The sequence below is a fragment of the Variovorax sp. SRS16 genome, from assembly GCF_901827165.1.
Taxonomy (GTDB): Bacteria; Pseudomonadota; Gammaproteobacteria; order Burkholderiales; family Burkholderiaceae_C; genus Variovorax.
In genome coordinates this window covers 3,216,039-3,236,726 of sequence record NZ_LR594666.1, presented here as the reverse complement: position 1 = coordinate 3,236,726, position 20,688 = coordinate 3,216,039, and the positions used below count along the sequence as shown (strand labels likewise).

Annotated in this window: 15 protein-coding genes; 8 read left to right on the top strand and 7 right to left on the bottom strand. The window is 67.9% G+C overall.

Annotated features, from left to right (window positions below; genetic code table 11):
• Positions 1–7: 7 nt before the first annotated feature.
• Positions 8–3,526, bottom strand: coding sequence for a transglutaminase family protein (locus tag E5P2_RS15615; RefSeq protein WP_162568046.1), 3,519 nt, complete (start codon positions 3,524–3,526; stop codon positions 8–10).
• Between the two features lie 166 nt (positions 3,527–3,692).
• Here E5P2_RS15615 and E5P2_RS15610 point away from each other — a divergent pair, with 166 nt between their 5' ends.
• The 3 genes from E5P2_RS15610 (at position 3,693) to E5P2_RS15600 (ending at position 8,676) form a co-directional block, all read left to right on the top strand.
• Entirely contained in the window at positions 3,693–6,101 is a 2,409-nt protein-coding gene (locus E5P2_RS15610) for a DNA internalization-related competence protein ComEC/Rec2 (RefSeq protein ID WP_162570505.1), read from the top strand.
• A gap of 95 nt (positions 6,102–6,196) precedes the next feature.
• Complete coding sequence (locus E5P2_RS15605; protein ID WP_162568045.1) at positions 6,197–7,699, top strand: circularly permuted type 2 ATP-grasp protein; 1,503 nt, start codon at positions 6,197–6,199, stop codon at positions 7,697–7,699.
• Positions 7,700–7,719: 20 nt separating this feature from the next.
• On the top strand, positions 7,720–8,676 hold the full coding sequence (locus E5P2_RS15600) for an alpha-E domain-containing protein (RefSeq protein ID WP_162568044.1): 957 nt from the start codon (positions 7,720–7,722) through the stop codon (positions 8,674–8,676).
• An 840-nt stretch (positions 8,677–9,516) separates the two neighbouring features.
• On the opposite strand, the gene E5P2_RS15595 is transcribed toward E5P2_RS15600, so the two are convergent.
• The 5 genes from E5P2_RS15595 to E5P2_RS15575 all read right to left on the bottom strand — a co-directional run bounded on the left by E5P2_RS15595 (position 9,517) and on the right by E5P2_RS15575 (position 13,622).
• Entirely contained in the window at positions 9,517–10,266 is a 750-nt protein-coding gene (locus E5P2_RS15595; RefSeq protein WP_232080715.1) for a GntR family transcriptional regulator, read from the bottom strand.
• 35 nt (positions 10,267–10,301) lie between these two features.
• Entirely contained in the window at positions 10,302–10,721 is a 420-nt protein-coding gene (locus E5P2_RS15590; RefSeq protein WP_162568042.1) for an aconitase X swivel domain-containing protein, read from the bottom strand.
• On the bottom strand, positions 10,718–11,953 hold the full coding sequence (locus tag E5P2_RS15585) for an aconitase X (RefSeq protein ID WP_162568041.1): 1,236 nt from the start codon (positions 11,951–11,953) through the stop codon (positions 10,718–10,720). Before E5P2_RS15585 ends, E5P2_RS15590 begins: the two co-directional genes overlap by 4 nt.
• A 31-nt stretch (positions 11,954–11,984) precedes the next feature.
• Entirely contained in the window at positions 11,985–13,007 is a 1,023-nt protein-coding gene (locus E5P2_RS15580) for a Bug family tripartite tricarboxylate transporter substrate binding protein (protein WP_162568040.1), read from the bottom strand.
• A gap of 69 nt (positions 13,008–13,076) precedes the next feature.
• Positions 13,077–13,622 carry a DUF924 family protein gene (locus E5P2_RS15575; protein ID WP_162568039.1) on the bottom strand — a complete coding sequence of 182 codons (546 nt, stop codon included), beginning with the start codon at positions 13,620–13,622 and terminating at the stop codon, positions 13,077–13,079.
• A gap of 109 nt (positions 13,623–13,731) precedes the next feature.
• Here E5P2_RS15575 and E5P2_RS15570 point away from each other — a divergent pair, with 109 nt between their 5' ends.
• Genes E5P2_RS15570 through E5P2_RS15555 form a run of 4 tightly spaced genes read left to right on the top strand, consistent with a single transcriptional unit; the run spans position 13,732 to position 17,055 of the window.
• Entirely contained in the window at positions 13,732–14,181 is a 450-nt protein-coding gene (locus E5P2_RS15570) for a CHRD domain-containing protein (protein ID WP_162568038.1), read from the top strand.
• A 38-nt stretch (positions 14,182–14,219) separates the two neighbouring features.
• A complete protein-coding gene (locus tag E5P2_RS15565; RefSeq protein ID WP_232080714.1) occupies positions 14,220–15,485 on the top strand; it encodes a patatin-like phospholipase family protein in 1,266 nt (421 codons plus the stop codon).
• Positions 15,482–16,234, top strand: a complete 753-nt coding sequence (locus E5P2_RS15560) for an acetoacetate decarboxylase (protein WP_162568037.1) — start codon at positions 15,482–15,484, stop codon at positions 16,232–16,234. Before E5P2_RS15565 ends, E5P2_RS15560 begins: the two co-directional genes overlap by 4 nt.
• A 38-nt stretch (positions 16,235–16,272) precedes the next feature.
• Positions 16,273–17,055 (top strand): 3-hydroxybutyrate dehydrogenase, encoded by a 783-nt coding sequence (locus E5P2_RS15555; RefSeq protein WP_162568036.1) that lies wholly within the window; start codon positions 16,273–16,275, stop codon positions 17,053–17,055.
• Between the two features lie 31 nt (positions 17,056–17,086).
• Here the strand turns inward: E5P2_RS15555 and E5P2_RS15550 are convergent, their stop codons facing one another.
• Complete coding sequence (locus E5P2_RS15550; RefSeq protein WP_162568035.1) at positions 17,087–18,043, bottom strand: bifunctional helix-turn-helix transcriptional regulator/GNAT family N-acetyltransferase; 957 nt, start codon at positions 18,041–18,043, stop codon at positions 17,087–17,089.
• A 152-nt stretch (positions 18,044–18,195) separates the two neighbouring features.
• Here E5P2_RS15550 and E5P2_RS15545 point away from each other — a divergent pair, with 152 nt between their 5' ends.
• On the top strand, positions 18,196–20,634 hold the full coding sequence (locus E5P2_RS15545) for a YgiQ family radical SAM protein (protein ID WP_162568034.1): 2,439 nt from the start codon (positions 18,196–18,198) through the stop codon (positions 20,632–20,634).
• The last annotated feature ends 54 nt before the right edge of the window (positions 20,635–20,688 follow it).

Genomic DNA, 20,688 nt, shown 5'->3' with positions numbered 1-20,688 from the left:
ACCCCTGTCAGCGCCGCAGATCCAGCGTGAACGGGAATTCGCGGCTGCCCGCCAGCTCGATGGTCGCCGGCGGCGTGCTCATCGGCCCCGGCGTATGGCCCATGCGCGAGAAGCGCGAATGGCGACGGCTCTCGGCCTCGTAGGCATTGACCGGGAAGGTGTCGTAGTTGCGGCCGCCCGGATGCGCGACGAAGTACTGGCAGCCGCCGAGCGAGCGCTTCATCCAGGTGTCGACGATGTCGAAGGTGAGCGGTGCATGGGCGCCGATGCCCGGGTGCAGCGCCGAGGGCGGGTTCCAGGCCTTGTAGCGCACGCCGGCCACGAATTCGCCGACGGTGCCGGTGGGCTGCAGCGGCAGCACGCGGCCGTTGACGGTGATCACGTGGCGGCTTTCGTTGAGGCCGGTCACGCGCACCTCGATGCGCTCCAGCGACGAATCGACATAGCGCACGGTGCCGCCGGCCGAGCCTTCCTCGCCCATCACGTGCCACGGTTCGAGCGCGTTGCGCAGCGACAGCTCGATGCCCATCGCCTGCACCTGCCCGACGAGCGGGAAGCGGAATTCGAGATGCGGTGCGAACCAGTCGGCATCGAAGCCGAAGCCGGCCTGGCGCATCTCGGCGATGACGTCCGCGAAGTCCATCTTCACGAAGGTCGGCAGCAGGAAGCGGTCGTGCAGCTCGGTGCCCCAGCGCGTCGCGGGCGCCTGGTAGGGCGCATCCCAGAAGCGGGCGACGAAGGCGCGCAGCAAGAGCTGCTGCGCGATGCTCATGCGCGCATGCGGCGGCATCTCGAAGGCGCGCAGTTCGAGCAGGCCGAGGCGGCCGGTGCTCGAATCGGGCGAGTAGAGCTTGTCGATGCAGAACTCGCTGCGGTGCGTGTTGCCGGTGACGTCGACCAGGATGTTGCGCAGCGTGCGGTCCACGAGCCAGGGCGGCATGTTCTGGCCGTGGATCTCGCGGTTGCGTGCGATCTGCTTGAGCGCGATCTCGAGTTCGTAGAGCTGGTCGTTGCGCGCCTCGTCGACGCGCGGCGCCTGGCTGGTCGGTCCGATGAACAGGCCCGAGAACAGGTAGCTGAGCGACGGATGGTTGTGCCAGTAGAGCAGCAGGCTGGCGAGCAGTTCGGGCCGGCGCAGGAAGGGGCTGTCGGCCGGTGTCGCGCCGCCGAGCACGAAATGGTTGCCGCCGCCGGTGCCGGTATGGCGACCGTCGGTCATGAACTTCTCGGCCGACAGGCGCGTCTCGAACGCGGCGTTGTAGAGGAACTCGGTGTGGTCGACCAGCTCGCGCCAGTTGTGCGCGGGATGGATGTTGACCTCGATCACGCCGGGGTCGGGCGTGACCTGCAGCATCTTCAGGCGCGGATCGCGCGGTGGCGGATAGCCTTCCATCACGATGCGCACGCCGAGTTCGCGCGCGGTGGCCTCGACTGCGGCGACGAGATCGAGGTAGTCCTCCAGCCGCGCCAGCGGCGGCATGAAGACGTAGAGCACGCCCGAGGCGCTGCCTACCTTTTCTGCCGCCGGGCCATTGGCGCGGCGCGGGTCGCGCACCTCGACGCACAGTGCGGTGCGCGTGACCCAGCCGGCCGATTCGCCGCGCTGCGGCTGGCGCGTCGCGGCTGCATCGACGCCGGCCATCGCGTTCGCCTCGGTGCCGGCATCGCCCATCGCGGCCGTGCGGCTGCGCGCGGCCTGCAGCCGCAGCGCAACCGACGATTGCTGCGGCGTGCCGAAGGCATAGGGCACGGTGCCGATGTCGGCCGCCTGCGCACCCGCACCGGTCGCATGGCGCGCACGCAGTGTTTCGGCACTCGGCAACACGGCGCGCGGCGCGGTCGGATCGCGCTCGATCAGGTAGGGATAGTCGCTCTTGCTCGCCCAGGGCTGCGAATCGAGCGGCAGCCGATAGCCCATCGGCGAATCGCCGGGGATCAGGTACATGCGGTCGTCGCGCAGGAACCAGGGACCGGTCTTCCATCCCGGGCCGGCGAGCGCGGGCGCATCGATGTCGGCATTCGCGGCCTCGATCGGCAGCATGTAGCCGATCACGGCATCGAGCTTCTGCGTGAACACGCGGCGCAGGCGCACGCGTTCGAGTTCGTCGTCGAGCTTCGAATCGAAGGGATCGACATTGACCGGCAGGCGGCGCTCGCGCCAGAGGTAGTAGTAGGTGTCCTCGTAGCCGGCCTGCACGAAACGGTCGGTCAGGCCGAGCTTGCCCGCCAGCGTGCTCGTGAAGCGGCGCGCATGCTCGCTGGTGTAGTGCGTGGGATGGCGCTCGTCCGCGAACAGCGCGGGGTCGTGCCACAGCGCCTGGCCGTCGGCGCGCCAGAAGATCGACAGCGCCCAGCGCGGCAGCTGTTCGCCCGGGTACCACTTGCCCTGGCCGAAATGCAGGAAGCCGCCCTGGCCGTATTCGGCGCGCAGCTTGTGCACGAGTTCGGTTGCGTAGCCGCGCTTGGTGGGGCCGAGCGCGTCGGTGTTCCACTCGGCGGCATCGCGGTCGCTGGTCGCCACGAAGGTCGGCTCGCCGCCCATCGTGAGGCGCACGTCGCCGGCCGCGAGGCGCGCATCGACGGCGTCGCCGAGCGCCAGCACCTCGGCCCATTGCGCTTCGGTGTAGGGCTTGGTCACGCGCGGCGATTCGTGGATGCGCGTGACGGTCATCTCGTGGCCGAACTCGACCTCGGCATGGTCGACCCCGCCTTCGATCGGCGCCGCGCTCGACGGCGTCGGCGTGCAGGCGAGCGGGATATGGCCTTCGCCGGCCATCAGGCCCGAGGTGGCATCGAGGCCGATCCAGCCCGCGCCGGGCAGGTAGACCTCGCACCATGCATGCAGGTCGGTGAAGTCGACCGTGGTGCCGCTCGGGCCATCGAGCGCCTTGACGTCGGGCGTGAGCTGGATCAGGTAGCCCGAGACGAAGCGCGCCGCGAGGCCGACATGCCGCAGCAGCTGCACCAGCAGCCAGCCCGAGTCGCGGCACGATCCGGAGCCGTTGGCGAGCGTCTGTTCGGGCGTCTGCACGCCGGGCTCCATGCGGATCAGGTAGTCGACGTCCTTCTGCACCTGCTGGTTGAGGCCGACCAGGAAGTCGATGGTGCGCTGCGGCTTGCGGTCGATCTTGTCGAGATAGGCCTGCACCAGGGGCGTGGCCGGGTCGGCCACGAGGTAGGGCGCGAGTTCCTGCGACTGCGATTCGGTGTAGGTGAAGGGGAAGTTCTCGGCCTGCGGCTCGAGGAAGAAGTCGAAGGGGTTGTAGACCGCCATCTCGACCACGAGGTCGACCGTGACCTTGAAGTCCCGCGTCTTCTCGGGGAACACCAGGCGCGCCTGGTAGTTCGCGAACGGATCCTGCTGCCAGTTGATGAAGTGCTGCTCGGGCTCGACCCGCAGCGAGTACGAGATCACCTGGCTGCGGCAATGCGGCGCCGGCCGCAGCCGGATCACCTGCGGCCCGAGCTGCACCGGGCGGTCGTATCGGTAGTGCGTGACGTGGTGGAGAGCGGCGTGGATGGACATTTTTTCTCGTGACGTCGAGCGGGCCTCGGGTGAGACGCATACTAGCCCACGCAGATAGCAATTAGCGCGCCACAGAACAAGCGCAAGGGATGGATTGCAAGATGTCGTCGGGAGTTTTCGTTTGACGCCGGGCCCGGAAACGCGCGGCCTCGGCGCCTTTGCCGTGATGGCGGGTTCGGTGCCGGGCGCGGCGCTGCAATTGCAGCAAGCGGCGCTGTGGCGCTGGTGGATCTATGCGGCGATGCTGGCAGCCGCGGTAGCGGGGATGGGGTTGCTGCGTGCGGGCCGCCGCTTGCCGCGCGGCCTCGGCGTGCTCGCCGCGGCGCTGCTGCTGGGCGTGCTGGCCGGTGTCGGCGCCGCAGGCTGGCGATCGGCGTGGTATGAGGACGACGCGCTCGCGCCGGCGCTGGAAGGTCGCGACGTGGACGTGGTGGGCGTGGTCGCGCAGATGCCGCAACGCAGCGAGGCTGCCGCGCGCTTCCCGCTCGAAGTCGAGTCGGCACGCTGGGCCGAGGGTGCGACGAAGGAGGGCCGCCCGCCGCGCGTGCCGCCGCGCATCGCGCTCGGCTGGTATGCGGACAACACCGGCCTCTGGGGCCGCGCGTCCGACGAAGCCTCGCTGCAAAGAGCGGCGAGCGGCCTGCCCGCGCCCGTGCATGCCGGCGAGCGCTGGCGCATGACGGTGCGGCTCAAGGCGCCGCATGGCAGCCTCAATCCGCATGGCTTCGACGAGGAATTGCGGCTGTGGGAGCAGGGCGAACAGGCCACCGGCTATGTGCGCACCGGTGCCCGCGACGCGCGCCCCGAGCGCATCGGCGACACCTGGCGCCATCCGGTCGAGCGCGCGCGCGAGGCCGTGCGCGATGCGGTCTTCGAGCGCGTCGCCGACCGGCGCATGGCCGGCGTGATCGCCGCGCTCGTCACCGGCGACCAGAATGCGATCGAGCGCGCCGATTGGGATGTGTTCCGCGCCACCGGCGTGGCGCACCTGATGTCGATCTCAGGTTTGCACATCACCATGTTTGCCTGGCTTGCCGCACTGGCAGTCGGCGCGCTCTGGCGCCGCAGCGGCCGGCTGATGCTGTGGTGGCCGGCGCAGCAGGCCGGTCTGGTCGGCGGCGTGCTGCTGGCGACGCTCTATTCGGTCTTCAGCGGCTGGGGCGTGCCGTCGCAGCGCACCGTGCTGATGCTGGTCACGGTCGGTCTGCTGCGTCTCGCCGGGCGACGCTGGCCCTGGCCTTTCGTCTGGCTGTGCGCCTGTGCGGTCGTTGTGGGGGTCGATCCCTGGGCGTTGATGCAGGCGGGCTTCTGGCTGAGCTTCGTGGCCGTCGGCGTGCTGTTTGCTGCCGATCCCGGATCGCAGGGCGAAGGCCGGCCCGGCTGGATGGGCCGGGCGGCGCGGCTGTGGCACGAGCAATGGGTCGTGACGCTGGCGCTGACGCCACTCGGCCTGCTGCTGTTCCAGCAGATCTCCGTCGTCGGCCTCCTGGCCAACGCGGTCGCGATCCCCTGGGTCACGCTCGTGGTCACGCCGCTCGCAATGCTCGGCGTCGCATGGGCGCCGCTGTGGGACGTGGCTGCCCGGTCGGTGCAGGTGCTGGCCTGGCTCCTCCAATGGCTGGCCAGTCTGCCCTTCGCGACCGCGTCGATGGCCGCGCCTCCCGTGTGGGCGGCCATGGCGGGCGTGGCCGGCGGCGTGCTGCTCGCGATGCAGCTGCCGTGGTCGATGCGCGCGCTCGGGTTGCCGCTGCTGCTGCTGGTGCTGCTGTGGCAGGCGCCACGCCCGGCCGCGGGCGAGTTCGAATTGCTGGCCGCGGACATCGGCCAGGGCAATGCGGTGCTGGTGCGCACCGCCACGCACAGCCTGCTCTACGACACCGGCCCGCGCTACAGCCTCGAAAGCGATGCCGGCCACCGCGTGCTGGTGCCGCTCTTGCGCGCCTTCGGCGAGCGGCTCGATCTGCTCGTGCTGAGCCACCGCGACAGCGACCACACCGGCGGCGCGCCCGCGGTGCTCGCGATGCAGCCGCAGGTGCGCCTGCTGAGCTCGATCGAGGCCGGGCATCCGCTGCAGGCCCTGCGGGCGGCGCAGCGCTGCGTGGCTGGCCAGCACTGGACCTGGGACGGCGTCGGGTTCGAGATCGTCCATCCGCTCGCGGACGACTACACGCCATCGGTCAAGCCCAATGCCGTCTCCTGCGTGCTGCGCATCGACAACGGCCATGCGTCGGCGCTGCTGGCCGGCGACATCGAGCGGCTGCAGGAGATGGCGCTGGCGGGCCGGTCGACGGCCCTGCATGCCGACGTGCTGCTGGCGCCGCACCACGGCAGCAAGACCTCGTCGAGCCCCTTCCTGCTCGATGCCGTGCAGCCGCGCATCACGCTGGTCCAGGCCGGCTGGCGCAACCGCTTCGGCCATCCGGCGCCGGAGGTGATCGCGCGTTACCGCGAGCGCGGCATCGCCGTCGTCGACTCGCCGCACTGCGGCGCGGCCACGTGGTCAAGCGTGGTTCCGGGCACCGTGAAATGCGAGCGGCAGGAGGCCCGGCGCTACTGGCATCACCTCGTGCCCTGAGCCGAATTCGATGGCGGGCGCCTCGCAGGGGCGCGAAATCCGACGGACTTTGGCCTCGAACTTGCTAAGCTACGGCCAAGGAGATTGGTCGTCCCATGCACAAATTCGACGAGATGTACGAGCAGCTGCCCTACCACGGCGCAGCGGTGCGAAATCACTACAAGCGCTACGACCAATGGCTCGCGCAGCAGCCTGGCGAGGTGATGCGATCGCGGCGCGAAGAGGCCGAAATGATCTTCCGCCGCGTCGGCATCACCTTCGCGGTCTACGGCGCGAAGGACGAGGACGGCTCCGGCACCGAGCGCCTGATCCCCTTCGACCTGCTGCCGCGCATCATCCCGGCGCACGAGTGGGAGAGCATGGAAAAAGGCCTGGTCCAGCGCGTGACCGCGCTCAACCGCTTCATCCACGACGTCTACCACGAGCAGGAAATCATCAAGGCCGGCGTCGTGCCGGCCGAGCAGATCCTGAACAACGCGCAGTACCGGCCCGAGATGGCCGGCGTGAAGGTGCCCAACGACATCTACTCGCACATCTCCGGCATCGACATCGTGCGCGCGCCCGACGCCGACGGCAAGGGCGAGTACTACGTGCTGGAGGACAACCTGCGCGTGCCCAGCGGCGTGAGCTACATGCTGGAGAACCGCAAGATGATGATGCGGCTCTTCCCCGACCTGTTCAGCCAGAACCGCGTTGCGCCGGTCGCCCACTATCCCGACCTGCTGCTCGAAACCTTGCGCGCCTCCGCACCGCCCGCGACCGCCGAGCCGACGGTGGTGGTGCTCACGCCCGGCATGTACAACAGCGCCTACTTCGAGCATGCCTTCCTCGCGCAGCAGATGGGCATCGAGCTGGTCGAGGGGCAGGACCTCTTCGTCAAGGACGACTTCGTCTACATGCGCACCACGCGCGGGCCGAAGCGGGTGGACGTGATCTACCGGCGCGTGGACGACGATTTTCTCGACCCCGAGGTGTTCCGCCCGACCTCGACGCTGGGCACCGCGGGCCTGATGCGCGCCTACCGCGAAGGCAACGTCGTGATCTGCAATGCGGTCGGCACCGGCGTGGCGGACGACAAGTCCATCTACCCCTATGTGCCGAAGATGATCGAGTTCTACCTGAACGAGAAGCCGATCCTCAAGAACGTGCCGACCTACATGTGCCGCAACAAGGACGAGCTCGACTACACGATGGCCAACATGAAGGACCTCGTGGTCAAGGAAGTGCACGGCGCCGGCGGCTACGGCATGCTGATCGGACCGGCCGCGACGCAGGCCGAGATCGAGGATTTCAAGAAGGCCGTGCTGGCCAAACCGGACGGCTACATCGCGCAGCCGACGCTCGCACTGTCGACCTCGCCGACCTTCGTCGAGGCCGGCATCGCGCCGCGCCACATCGACCTGCGGCCTTTCGTGCTGTCGGGCAAGGAAGTGCAGATGGTGCCCGGCGGACTGACGCGGGTCGCGCTCAAGGAAGGCTCGCTGGTGGTCAATTCGTCGCAGGGCGGCGGCACCAAGGACACCTGGATCCTCGAGGCCGATCGCGGCGCCAGGCCGCGCGCGCAGTCGCAGTCGCAAACGCAGACCCCGTCGACCTGACCGCAAGAGGAGATCGCACCATGTTGTCACGCACCGCCGATCACCTCTACTGGATGTCGCGCTACACCGAGCGCGCGGAGAACACCGCGCGCATGCTCGACGTCAACTACCAGACTTCGCTGCTGCCGCAGTCGGCCGAGGTCGCCAAGTACGGCTGGCAGGGGCTGCTGTCGATCAGCGAACTGCTGCCGCTCTTCAATGAGAAGCATGCGCACATCGCGCCGCGCGAGGTGATGGAGTTCATGGTCCGGGATGAATCCAATCCCTCGTCGATCCTGTCGTGCCTGCGGGCGGCGCGCGAGAACGCGCGCGCGGTGCGCGGCGCGCTCACCACCGAGGCCTGGGAGACGCAGAACACGACCTGGCTCGAGGTCAACCGCATGCTGCGCGCCGGCGATTTCGAGCGCGACCCGGGGCAGTTCTTCGAGTGGGTCAAGTTCCGCTCGCACCTGTCGCGCGGCGTGACGCTGGGCACCATGCTGCAGGACGAGGCCTTTTATTTCTCGCGCCTCGGCACTTTTCTCGAACGCGCGGACAACACGGCGCGGCTGGTCGACGTCAAGTTCCATGCGCTCAACAGCGAGTTTTTCGGCGCCGCGACCGAGGAGGATCAGGAGTACGACTTCTACCATTGGAGCGCGATCCTGCGCAGCGTCTCGGCCTTCGAGGTGTACCGCAAGGTGTACCGCGACGTGATCAAGCCCGAGCGCGTGGCCGAGCTGCTGATGCTGCGCGTCGACATGCCGCGCTCACTGCATGCGAGTCTGCACGAAGTGGTGAGCAATCTCGACAAGGTCAAGAACGAGCAGAGCGCCGAAACGCAGCGGCGTGCGGGCAAGCTGCTGGCCGACTTGCAGTATGGACGGGTCGACGAGATCCTTGCGACCGGGTTGCATGCCTATCTGACGCAGTTTCTCGATCGCGTCAATGAGCTGGGGTGGCGGATCAGCCAGGATTTCTTGGTGCCTACGCACTGAACTCTTGCTCCCTCTCCCTCTGGGAGAGGGTTGGGGTGAGGGCGTCCGGGCCTTTGAATTGTTGTCAGCGTTGGTGAGGCTGTTGGCCGGGAATTCGCCCCGGCGGGCGAGTCACTTTCTTTGTCTCGCCAAAGAAAGTAACCAAAGAAAGGCGACCCCACTGTGCGCGACCCCTGCGCTTCGCTACGGGGCAACCTGCGGTGCTCGCTTTTCGCGGGGTCTCGCTCAAACTCGCTTCGCTCAGACAGTCGCGAGCCCTGATCCGCGAAAAGCTGCGCTCCTCGGCGCGCACAGAGGGGCTTGGGGTCAACGCGCCATGGCGCGTATATGTGTTTCTCGGGCCATTGCTTCGCTCGGCCTTGGAACAGCCAACGGCGACGGGGTCCCGCTGCTGATTGCTAATTGCTAATTGCTAATTGCCAATGCACTTGTCGCTTGCGGGCCCTCGGTGGTTTACGGTCTATGAGCACATCCACTGGACCATCCACGCAATCGTCGCACCGCACCGCCTCACACAAGGACGCGCCACGGCGCGTTGATCCTCATCCCCTCTGTGCGTGCCGAGGAGCGCAGCTTCAGGCGGATAAGGGCTCGCGACTGTTTGAGCGAAGCGAGTTTGAGCGAGACCCCGCCTGAAGCGAGCACCGCAGGTTGCCCGCAGCGAAGCGGAGGGACGCGCACAGTGGGGTCGCCTTTTCTTGCTTACTTCTTTTGGCGAGACAAAAGAAGTGAGTCGCCCGCCGGGGCGAATTCCCGGCTCCGGCCTTTGATCAGACGCAACGCACAAATCAAAGGCCCAGCGCCCTCACCCCAACCCTCTCCCAGAGGGAGAGGGAGCAACTACACCCCCTTCTCGGCATCCCGAATCGAAGAACTGATCGGCAACGGCCCAAAGGTATCGAGCACGAACTCATAGCGCTCGGGCCGGATGAAGAAGGTGCTGCGTTCGAGCGATCGTTCATCCGCGGAAAAGGACTCGCGCGCCATTACCAGCACGGAGGATTTCTTCGCCAGTCGCAGCGCCTTGCCGACGTCCGCATCGGCCGGCTGCACCCGGATGTGCACGCTCGCGCGGGCGACCTTCAGCTTCAGCAGTTTTTCGAGGATGCCGTAGATCGGATGCTCGCTCGCCTGCTGCCACGACACGGCCGCGGCCTCCGGCGGCAGCCATGCGCAGACCAGCGCGATCGGTTCGTCGTCGACCGTGTAGAGACGGCGCAGCTCAAAGCCGTGCTCCTTGCCCGCACCCGCATCGCGCCCGACGGCCGAGAACGCCAGCAGCCGCGTCTTCGGATGCACGCCCTGCTGCAGCAGCGAATCGTAGAAGCCGCGCATCGAATGCAGCTCGTGCTGCAGCTTCTGGCCGGCGACAAAAGTGCCCTTGCCCTGCTTGCGCACCACCTGCCCGTCGCGCAGCAGCTGCGCCATCGCCTGCCGCACCGTCACGCGGCTGACGCCGAAGCGCGTCATGAACTCGCGCTCGGCCGGCAGCCGCCCATCGGTGGCGAAGGCGCCGCCGGCGATCTCCGCCTTGAGCCGGTCGGCGATCTGCTGGTAGAGCGAGACGGCGGTCGCCCGATCGACCGTCATTGCGCTCGAACGCGGCATCGCCATGTGGCGCCGGCTCAGGTCAGCACGCGCAAGGACTTGCGCACGGGATCGATCTCGACCGTGGCGCCGTGCGGCACCTTCGCCGTGATGTCCTCGTCGAAGCCCGCGAGCATCGTGATGCCGCCGAACGCCGCGCCCTGCACCAGGATCGGGTTGACGGTGTTGAACACGATCGCGAGCGGCACCATCCGCCGCGAAGCCATCTCGTGCAGCATCCAGGCGCTCGCCACGCCGCCCTTGGCGGTGTCGAGCACCAGGATCTTGCCGGCATAGGACTGGCCGGCGAGCTGGTGCGCAGGCCGCGAGAAGATGCCGCGGTTGCGGTCGAGGTCGTAGCGCGCCGAGAAGCCATCGTGCGCCACCAGCGCTTCGCCGCGCACGCGCTGGCCGATCGCGTGCCGTGCCAGCCATTCGCTGCTGTTGCTGCCGCTCATGCCAGCCTCCCTGTTTCGGCCGCCTGCACGCAGCGCTCCATCGATGCCAGCATCGGCACGTAGCCGTAGCCGCCGAGAATGTTCACCAGCTTGGCGCTGTTGGTCGCCAGCCGCTTCCAGCCCTTCGCATCCGCCATCTCGCGCGCATAGGACTGGTAGAAGCACATGCCCGACATCACATGGCCGCCGGCTTCCTCGATCCTTGCGGTGAAGCCCATGCGGTCGCAGTCCGGCTTGACCTGCGGACTGGTGATCGCGAGCAGCGGCCGCTGGAAGCGGCGCCCTTCGCAGAGCGCGGACAGCTCGCGCAGTTCGTAGAGACTGAGCTGCGGCGCGGAGAAGACCACCACGTCGATTTCGTCGCTTGCCGCGTACTGCGATTGCAGCGTGCGGATGTCGGCCTCGCCGATGCGGTGCGCCACCGGCAGCCGCTCGCCGCCGACATCCTCGATGCGCACCGCCTCGGGCGTGATGCCGACCAGGTGGAAGAGGGCGATCGAGCCGAAGCTGGCCATCGCGGCGCCGAAGTGCTTGAGCGCATCGGAGCCGGGCGCGCCTTCGAGGCCTTCGACCACCGGCACCGACCAGTAGTTGCCCGCAAGCCGGCCGATCACGCCGCCCAGCGCGCCCCATTCGTTGAGGCTCTGCGGCGTGTGGTCGACGCGAAAGCGCACCGTGGCCTGGCGCTGCGCGTCGAGGTGGAAACCGTAGCGCGGCGTGCGCCCGGTCAGTCCGGCCGACAGCGCGGAAGGGCCACCCTCGAAATTCGAGCGCGCGCCGCAGACCGAATTCGAATAGATCACCACGCCCGTGTCGCCGAAGGCCAGGTGCTCGCCGCGCGTGGGCGCCTGGATGGTCTGGTAGTTGATGCAGGTGTCGGTCATCGAGACGCCGAGCTGCACGAAGGCATCGATGGCGCGCTGCTCCAGCTCGAGCATCCACTCGCTCTGGCCGAGCACCTCGGACTTGGCGAAGTCGGTGCCGCGCGGATCGGTGATGGTCGGAATGCGCACGGTGCGCTGGCCTTCGCGCGTCGCGGCCAGCTTCTCGAGCCACATCACGCCGGCCTGGCCCAGGCTTTCGGTGTCGGCCATGATGTGCGCCTGCGTCACCGGCACGAAATCCCCGGCGCCGAAGAAATCGCCGACGGCGATCTGGTGCTGAAGGGCCCAGCGCGGGACCGGCCCTGCTTCGCCCGCCAGGATGGCTTGCTCTTGTTCGTTCAGTTTCATGACATCTCGGTGTCGTGGTGGTGGAGGGACATCAGTCCAGCGAGGCGCCGGAATCGCGCACCGCCTTGCCCCACTTGGCGAGCTCGCTGCGATTGAATTCCGCGAAGGCTTCGCCGGTCATGGGGGTGGGCAGCACGCCCAGGCTCGCGAGCTTGTCGCGAAAGGCATCGGAGCGGACCACCCGTTCGATCTCCGTGCGCAAGGTCTGAGTCACGGCGGCCGGCAGGTTGGCGGGCCCGTAGACGCCCCACCAGGCCTCGGCGGAAAAGCCCTGGAGCCCCGCCTCGGCCATCGTGGGCACGTTCGGCAGCACCGGCGAGCGCGCGGTGCCGCTGACCGCCAGCGGGCGCAGCTTGCCGGCCTGCACCTGCGTCAGCACCGACTGCAGCGGGTCGAACATGACGGTGATCTGGTTGCCGAGCAGGTCGGTGACGGCCGGCGCGCTGCCGCGGTAGGGCACATGCCGCAATTGGATGCCGGCGGCCTTCGAGAACAGCACGCCGGTCAGGTGGCCCGGCGTGCCGTTGCCGGCCGAGCCGAAGGTGATCATTCCCGGCTGGGCCTTGGCGGCGGCGATGAATTGGGCCACGTTCGAGAACGGGGCCGCGGTGTTGGCGACCAGCGCGACCGGACCGCTCGCGACCAGCCCGAGCGCGGTGAAGTCGTGGGCCGGATCGTAGGGCAGCTTCTTGTAGAGCGAGGCGTTGATGGCCTGCGTGCCGACCGTGCCGAGCAGCAGCGTGTAGCCGTCGGGCGGGGACTTGGCGACCAGCTCGGCCCCGATCGCGCCGCCGGCGCCGCCGCGGTTGTCGACCACGATCTGCTGCTTCAGCGGATCGGCCAGCAGGAAGGCCAGCGGCCGCGCGACGATGTCGGTCGGGCCGCCGGCGGGAAAGGGAACGACCAGGCGCAGCGCGTGGTCCGGGAAGGCACTTTCGGCCAGCGCGGACCCTGTGCCCAGCAGGCCTGATGCGAACGCAGCGGCAGCACCGCCACCGGCCAGAGACAGGAAGTCGCGGCGTGTCGGCGCTTTCGGGTCGGGCGTGAGATCCATCGGACTGCCTTCGATCGTTGGAAAGCATCAAATGTATTAGATGGTCCTATACCTTGCAAGTCCAATGATTCATCCGGAGAAACCGCCTTCATCCAGGAATCGCTGCTCTTCTTCGGTCGTGCAGCGCCCGAGGGCCCGATTGCGATGCGGAAAGCGGCCAAAGCGGGCGACGATGTCGCGGTGAAGCACGGCGTAGCGGCGCGTGTCCGCATCGAGCCGGCCGTTGAGCTCGACCGAGCGTTCCTGGTCGGCCAGCGCCTCCGAATGCATGAAGGGGAGGTAGAAGAAGGGACGGAGCGCCACGTCGATCTGCTGGTCCAGGCCGGCTTCGATCGCTGCGCGCGCGATGCGCACGGCCAGGCCATCGGTGGCGAACATGTGGCCGCTGCCGCGCCAGGCATTGCGCGGGAACTGGTCGAGCAGGACTAGCAGCGCCAACGCGCCTTCGGCACCGGCGGCCCAGCCGTCGAGTGCGCCGGTCGCGGCGGCATGGTGCGCGGCCTCGAAACGCGACTTGAACTCGGCGTCGAAGGCTGCGTTCTTTGCGAACCATCGCTTGGGGCCGGCTTCGCGCCAGAAGGCCGCGACGTCGCGGGCAGAGGGCAGGGTGTCCATGCCGCGGATGATGCCAGCCGAAGCTTAAAGACGGGCTTGTGGCCGACATGGAAGGGACCCGCGCTTGCCCTATGCTGGCCGCTCCTGAAACTGTTGCTGGAGAACGCACATGAACCGATACGGCACCCTTTTGCGCATGGCTCTCGTCACCGGCGTCGCGACCGTGGCCCTCGCGGGCTGCGGGATGATGTCGAAGTCCCATATCGCGAGCTTCAGCGGCGCGATGAACGCGGCCAGCGAAGTGCCGCCCAACATGACGCGCGGCAGCGGCATGGCCGAAGCCTGGCTGAACAAGGACACCAACGTCCTCAAGTACAAGATCACCTTCGAAGGCCTGAGCGGTCCGGCCACGGCGGCGCATTTCCACGGTCCGGCCGCAGCGGGCGCCAATGCGCCGGTCGTGCTGCCGTTCGCCAAGCCGGTCAGCCCGATCGAAGGCGAGGCGACACTCACGCCGGCCCAGGCGGCCGATCTGATGTCCGGCCGCTGGTATGCCAACGTGCACACGGCGGCCAACGCGGGCGGCGAGATCCGCGGCCAGATGCTGCCGAAGATGTAAGTCAGGCCGGAGTCGCTCGCTTCGTGTCCAATGGGGGCATGAAGAAAACGAGCCGCTCCGCCATCGAATTTCCGGGTCACCGGCGCGCCGACATGCGTGCTGCGCCCAAGGCCCTGGTGCTGCAGGGTGGCGGTGCGCTCGGCGCCTATCAGGCCGGCGTGTACGAGGCTCTCTGCGGCACCGACTACCAGCCCGGCTGGATCGCCGGCGTGTCGATCGGCGCCATCAATGCGGCGCTGATCGCCGGCAACCCGCCCGACAAGCGCGTGGAACGGCTGCGCGCATTCTGGGAGCTCGTCTCGTCCGCGCTTGCACAGCGATGGCCGGCCTGGCTGGGCGAACAGGCCTCCCTGAAACAGTGGAGCGCGACGATGGCGGTGGTGGCCGGGATTCCCGGCTTTTTCTTGCCCCGGCTGTCGCCGGAACTGCTGCTGGGCGGCGCCGCGCCGCTCCTGAGCTACTACGACACGGCACCGCTCAGGCAGACGCTCGAGCGGCTGGTCGATTTCGACCGCATCAACGAGGGCGACACCCGCTTCAGCGTCGGTGCCGTCAACGTGCGCACCGGCAATTCGATCTACTTCGACAACACCGTGCAGCGCATCGGACCCGAGCACATCATGGCCAGCGGCGCGCTGCCGCCGGGCTTTCCGCCGGTGCACATCGGTGGCGACGATTACTGGGATGGCGGCCTCGTGTCCAACACGCCGATCCAGTACGTGCTCGACACCCATCCCGGCACCGAGCCGCTGGTGGTGCTGCAGGTGGACCTGTTCAGCGCGCACGGCCTGATGCCCAAGACCCTCTCGCAGGTGATGGAGCGCCAGAAGGACATCACCTACTCCAGCCGCACCCGCATGAACACCGACGCGCTGGCGTCCAACATGAACCTGCAGCAGGCCATCGCCGACCTCATCGACAAGCTGCCGGCCCATCTGCGCAGCGATCCGTCGGTAGCGGCCGTGCAGGCGCAGCTCACGCGCCAGCCGATCGACATCTTCCACCTGATCTACCGCGACAAGCCCTACGAGCTCGATTCGAAGGACTACGAGTTCTCGCGCGCGACGGTCGAGGCGCACTGGGAGGCCGGCATGCGCGACATGCGCCTCACGCTCGCCCATCCCGAGGCACTGCGCAGCGATGTGCAGTCCGACGGTGTGACCACCTTCGACCTGTGTGAGCCGGGCCTGCCGCGCGTCAGGCGGCCGATGGGGCCGTCGTCGAGGCGGCCGGCCCGGGGCGGCGAAAGCCATGCGCTGACCGACAAGGTGGAATTGAAGCTTCGTTCCAAGGGAGTTCTATGAAGATCGACGACATCCGCCGCAACGCCTTCGCGATGCCGCTCACCAGTCCGGCGTTTCCGCCCGGACCCTACCGCTTCATGCAGCGGGAATTCCTGATCGTGACCTACCGCACCGACCCCGATGCGCTGCGCGCGGTGGTGCCCGAGCCGCTCGAGATCGTCGAGCCGCTGGTCAAGTACGAAATCATCCGCATGCCCGACTCCACCGGCTTCGGCGACTACACCGAATCGGGGCAGGTCATCCCGGTGCAGCTGCGCACCGCCAAGGGCGTGGAGCAGGGCGCGTACGTGCATGCGATGTACCTCAACGACCATCCGCCGATCGCCGGCGGCCGCGAGCTCTGGGGCTTTCCGAAGAAGCTGGCCGCGCCGATGCTCGACTACGAGACCGACACCATCGTCGGCACGCTCGATTACGGCAAGGTGCGCGTCGCCACGGCGACCATGGGCTTCAAGCACCGCGCGCTCGATCCGGCACCGGTGCTCGCGGGCATCGCGCAGCCCAACTTCCTGCTCAAGATCATCCCGCATGTCGACGGCACGCCGCGCATCTGCGAGCTGGTGCGCTACCACATGATCGACGTGAATCTCAAGGGCGCATGGACCGGCCCGGCATCGCTGGAGCTGCATCCCCACGCACTCGCTCCCGTGGCGGAGCTGCCCGTGCGCGAGATTGTCTCGGCCGTCCATTACATTGCCGACATGACCCTCGCGCTGGGGACGGTCGAACACGACTATCTCGCGGCCTGATTCTTTCAAACCCACCATCCACCACGGAGAAAACGCTCATGCAACTCAAGGACAAGGTCGCCTTCATCACCGGCTCGGCCAGCGGCATCGGCCGCGAGATCGCCATCGTGTTTGCGCAGGAAGGCGCGAAGGTCGTGATCGCCGACCTCAACAAGGAAGCCGCCGATGCCACGGCCGCCGAACTCAAGGCCACCGGCGCGCAGGCCATCGGCGTCGCGATGGACGTCACGGTGGAAGACCAGGTGAATGCCGGCGTCGAAGAGGCCGTGGCGGCCTTCGGCGGCATCGACATCCTGATCAGCAACGCCGGCATCCAGATCGTGCATCCGGTGGAGGAGTTCAGTTTTGCCGACTGGAAGAAGATGCTGGCCATCCATCTCGACGGCGCCTTTCTCACCACCAAGGCCTGCCTCAAGCACATGTACGCGCAGGGCCGCGGCGGCAGCGTGATCTACATGGGCTCGGTGCATTCCAAGGAGGCATCGCTGCTCAAGGCGCCGTATGTCACCGCCAAGCATGGCCTGATCGGCCTGGCCAAGACCGTCGCCAAGGAGGGCGCGAAACACAACGTGCGTGCCAACGTGATCTGCCCGGGCTTCGTGCGCACGCCGCTGGTCGAGAAGCAGATTCCGGAGCAGGCCAGGACGCTGGGCATCACCGAGGACCAGGTGGTGAAGAACGTGATGCTCAAGGACACGGTCGATGGCGAATTCACCACCACCGACGACGTGGCACGCGTCGCGCTGCTGTTCGCGGCCTTTCCTACGAATGCGCTCACGGGCCAGTCCTTGGTGGTGAGCCACGGCTGGTTCATGCAATAACGGTGGCTCGTCCCCAAGCCACGCGCACCCTCTATAGCCTCAGTTCCCAGGTCTCTCCGACCAGCTGCTGGCCGAAGCCCTCATAGGGCTCGGATTTCGTGCGCCTGAAGCCGCGCGCAGCGTAGATGCCGCGCGCGGCGCTCAGGCAGCTGTTGGTCCAGAGCACCATCTTCCTGTAGCCCTTGCTGCGCGCGAAGGCGATGCATTCGTCGGTGAGCCGCGCGCCGAGGCCGAGGCCGCGGGCCTGCGGCGTGAGGATCAGCAGCCGCAGCTGGGCGACGGTCGCCGACTTGCGCGCCACGAACACGCAGCCGACGCGCTCGCCGTCGAGCTCGGCGATCCAGCAGCGTTCCCAGGCGGGCTGGAACTTGCGCAGGAAGCGGGCCGCGATGTCGGCCACGAGCGCTTCGAACTCGCTGTTCCATCCGTATTCGCGGGCATAGATTTCGCCATGCTGCTGCACCACCCAGCCGATGTCGCCGGGCGCGGGATCGCGCAGCACGGCGGCCCGCGGCTTGCCCGGCGCGGCGGAGGCCGGGTCGAGCAGCGATTGCAGCGTGCCCATGGCGCCGATCAGCTGCGCGCGCTGTGCGGCAGACAGCGGTGCGAGCAGGGCGCCGGCTTCGTCGCGCGACTTCTGCTGCAGCGGCGCGAAGGCCTGGTGGCCGGCCTCGGTCAGGCGCAGCACGCTCTGGCGCGCATCGCGTGCATGCGTTTCGCGCGTGAGCCAGCCCTGGTCCTCGAAGCGGCGCAGGATGCGGCTGAGGTAGCCGCCATCGAGGCTCAGGTCGCGGCCGATCTCGCTCGCGACCGGCGTCTCGCGGTGCGCCAGCTCGTACAGCACGCGCACGTCCGTGAGCGACATGTCGCTGCCCAGATAGGGGTCGAGGGCGCCGATCCGGCGCGTGTAGAAGCGGTTGAACTGGCGGATCGCCTTGACGGCGGCGGCGTCGGAGGGTGGGGCAGTTGAGGCAGGCATGATTGCCATTGTCAAATGAATGATTGACAAAAGCAAGTAATTGACGGAGCGCCTCCCGTCATGACGTATGGCCTTTCGGGCGACAGCGCACGCACAAGCTCGTAAAATCAAGGGTTGCCCGAAACGGGCCCCTGCGGCATGTCCTGCCGTCCTCCTTCCCGATGAACGCCCCCGTCGACGTCTCCTTCTTCACGCGCGCCGCCAAGCCGCTGACCAGCTACCGCAAGTACTGGGCGGCGCGTTTCGGCACGGCGAAGTTCCTGCCGACCACGCGGGCCGAGATGGAAGCCCTCGGCTGGGACAGCTGCGACATCGTCGTCGTCACCGGCGATGCCTACGTCGACCATCCGAGCTTCGGCATGGCGGTGATCGGCCGCATGCTGGAAGCGCAGGGCTTTCGCGTCGGCATCATCGCGCAGCCCGACTGGCAGAGCGCCGACCCGTTCAAGGTGCTGGGCAAGCCGAACCTGTTCTTCGGCGTCACGGCCGGCAACATGGATTCGATGATCAACCGCTACACCGCGGACCGCAAGATCCGCAGCGACGACGCCTACACGCCCGGCGACGTCGGCGGCCAGCGGCCCGATCGCGCGGCCATCGTCTACTCGCAGCGTTGCAAGGAAGCCTGGAGCGATGTGCCGATCGTGCTCGGCGGCATCGAGGGGTCGCTGCGCCGCATCGCCCACTACGACTACTGGCAGGACAAGGTGCGGCGTTCGATCGTGGTCGATGCCAAGTGCGACCTGCTGCTCTACGGCAATGCCGAACGCGCGATCGTCGAGATCGCGCACCGCCTCGCCGCGCGCGAACCGGTGCAGCAGATCACCGATGTGCGCGGCACCGCCTTCGTGCGGCGCGAGACGCCGGAGGGCTGGTTCGAGATCGATTCGACCAGCGTCGACGAGCCCGGGCGCGTCGAGGCGCACGTCAATCCGTACCTGATGGTGTCGGAGCAGGCGAAGGCGAATGGGGCGAGCTGTGCGAAGGAGGACGAGGCGCAGGCGGTGGCCGCCGCGGCGGAGGCGCGAGGCCCTGTCTTGCTCCCTCTCCCTCCGGGAGAGGGCAGGGGTGAGGGCGCGGCGAAGCCGCTCCACTTCGTCCCCAACCCGAGCCTGCGCAAGAAAACGGGGAACCCTCACCCCAACCCTCTCCCGGAGGGAGAGGGAGCCCAACCGGACCGCAGGCTCAAAGTCCCGCCGCGCGACCGCTCCGTGATCCGCCTGCCCTCGTTCGAGCAGGTGCGCGCCGACCCCATCCTCTACGCCCACGCCAACCGCGTGCTGCACCTCGAGACCAACCCCGGCAACGCACGCGCGCTGGTGCAGGCCCATGGCGAAGGCGCGACCGCGCGCGACGTCTGGATCAACCCGCCGCCGATCCCGCTCACCACGGCCGAGATGGACCACGTGTTCGATCTGCCCTATGCGCGCAGCCCGCATCCGCGCTACGCCGACGAGAACGGCAGCCACGACGGCGCGACCAAGATCCCGGCCTGGGAAATGATCCGCTTCAGCGTCAACATCATGCGCGGCTGCTTCGGCGGCTGCACCTTCTGCTCGATCACCGAGCACGAAGGCCGCATCATCCAGAGCCGTTCCGAGGACTCGATCATCAAGGAGGTCGAGGCGATCCGCGATTCGGTGAAGGGCTTCACCGGCACCATCTCCGACCTGGGCGGGCCGACCGCCAACATGTACCGCATCGGCTGCAAGTCGCCCGCGATCGAATCGGCCTGCCGCAAGCCGAGCTGCGTCTACCCGGGCATCTGCCCGAACCTCAACACCAGCCACGATCCGCTGATCAAGATCTATCGCCGCGCGCGTGCGCTCAAGGGCATCAAGAAGATCCTGATCGGCTCCGGCCTGCGCTACGACCTGGCCGTGCAGTCACCCGAGTACGTGAAGGAACTGGTGCAGCACCACGTCGGCGGCTACCTCAAGATCGCGCCCGAGCACACCGAGCAGGGCCCGCTCACCAAGATGATGAAGCCCGGCATCGGCAGCTACGACAAGTTCAAGCAGATGTTCGACAGGTTCAGCGCCGAGGCGGGCAAGAAGCAGTACCTGATCCCGTACTTCATCGCGGCCCATCCGGGCACCAGCGACGAGGACATGATGAACCTCGCGATCTGGCTCAAGAAGAACGGCTTTCGCGCCGACCAGGTGCAGACCTTCTATCCGTCGCCGATGGCCACTGCGACGACGATGTACCACACCGACCGCAATCCGCTGCGCAAGATCACGCGCACCAGCGAGACCGTGGACATCGTGCGCGGCGACAAGCGCCGCCGCCTGCACAAGGCCTTCCTGCGCTACCACGATGCCAACAACTGGCCGCTCTTGCGCGAGGCGCTCAAGGCCATGGGTCGCGCCGACCTGATCGGCAACGGCAAGCAGCACCTGATCCCGACCTGGCAGCCGCTCACCGACGGCAGCTACCAGAGCGCGCGGCGCAAGAACTCGACCGCGGTCGAGGCCATGGCGCCGGTCCAGCCGCCCAAGGGCCGCATCCTCACGCAGCACACCGGCCTGCCGCCGCGCGACAACGGCGCGGGCCGCGCGAGGCCTGCCGGCACCAAGGCGATCCGCAAGGGCCGCTGAGCCGGCGCCTCGCTGCGCGCGTTTGCACGCGGCCCACGCCGTTGTATGGTGTCG